This is a genomic window from Gluconobacter potus (genome assembly GCF_015244705.1).
GTDB lineage: Bacteria > Pseudomonadota > Alphaproteobacteria > Acetobacterales > Acetobacteraceae > Gluconobacter > Gluconobacter potus.
The window spans coordinates 1-1,161 of sequence record NZ_JABCQF010000054.1 but is presented as its reverse complement, the minus strand read 5'-3'; the positions used below and the strand labels follow the sequence as shown (position 1 = coordinate 1,161).

Annotated in this window: 1 protein-coding gene and 2 pseudogenes; 2 read left to right on the top strand and 1 reads right to left on the bottom strand. The window is 56.1% G+C overall.

Annotated elements, in window-relative coordinates:
* A partial coding sequence (locus tag HKD31_RS15910; RefSeq protein ID WP_228120972.1) for an IS3 family transposase occupies positions 1–782 on the top strand: 782 nt, incomplete at its 5' end.
* A 58-nt stretch (positions 783–840) separates the two neighbouring features.
* Here the strand turns inward: HKD31_RS15910 and HKD31_RS15905 are convergent.
* Positions 841–987, bottom strand: a pseudogene (locus tag HKD31_RS15905) (transposase); the annotation flags it as partial.
* 69 nt (positions 988–1,056) lie between these two features.
* Here HKD31_RS15905 and HKD31_RS16205 point away from each other — a divergent pair.
* A pseudogene (locus HKD31_RS16205) lies at positions 1,057–1,161 on the top strand (IS5/IS1182 family transposase); the annotation flags it as partial.

Genomic DNA, 1,161 nt, shown 5'->3' with positions numbered 1-1,161 from the left:
GACTTGAACTCTGCCGCATACCGTTTCCGCGTAACCTTGCCCATAAAACCCGTCCTCGTTCAGGCCAGATGATAGCTTATCGCCCTGTCCGAAAAATGGGGACCACCTCTGGTCGTCCTCGGATGACCATGGAACTCAAGGAGGCGGGGCTCGATGTCGGCGAACGTCGTGTGGGGCGGCTGATGAAACTCAACGGGATCCGCCCAGTGTGCACCCGTCGCCACAGGGTCACAACTGACAGCCGTCATTCCCTTGGTGTTGCAGCCAATGTTCTGGACGGCGACTTTCTGACCAACGCACCCAACCGAAAATGGGCAGGCGATATCAGCTATATATGGACCACCGAAGGATGGCTCTACCTCGCCGTGGTCATCGACCTCTTCAGTCGACGCGTCATCGGCTGGGCGGCAAGCGACCGGATGAAAAAGGATCTCGCTATCCGGGCGCTCGATATGGCGGTGCGACTGCGCGATCCATCGCCTGGCTGTATTTTCCACTCTGATCGTGGCAGCCAATATTGCTCACACGATTTCCAGAAGGAAATGACGGAATACAGGATGATGCCATCCATGTCCGGCAGGGGAAACTGCTTCGACAATGCAGCCGTAGAGACCTTCTTCAAGAGCCTGAAGGCCGAACTGCTCTGGCGACAGACATGGCCCACTCGGCAGCAGGCAACCGCCGCCATCTTCCAGTACGTCAACGGCTTCTACAACCCGCGACGGCGCCATTCATATCTCGGCAACATCAGCCCTCTCGCTTTCGAGGCTAAAGCCGCCTAACAGGATCACATACCGGCACATAACCGTAGCAAGTCCAGTTCCTTGCCGTGGATTTGTGGACAGCCGCCTGTGTGAGACGCTCGCGGAACAGCCAGATCGTTATGGCATCCGGCACGCGGTCCGACAGCCCCAATCCCAGAAAGCGCATGAACGACAGACGGTCGTTGATCAGATACTCCGTCCGTTCGTCAGACAAATGGAGGGTTCGAAAAACTCTCTGGTTATGAGGCCCTGTGTGTGATTCCATCGTTCATCTTACGATGAGGGATGGATGATGATGCAGCCCGGTTTTTTTGATGTTGAAGATCGCCTGGCTCGTCTGAGTGGGCTTGGTGACCAGCTCGAAGCGTTTTCCCGGACTGTGGATTTTGAAGTATTC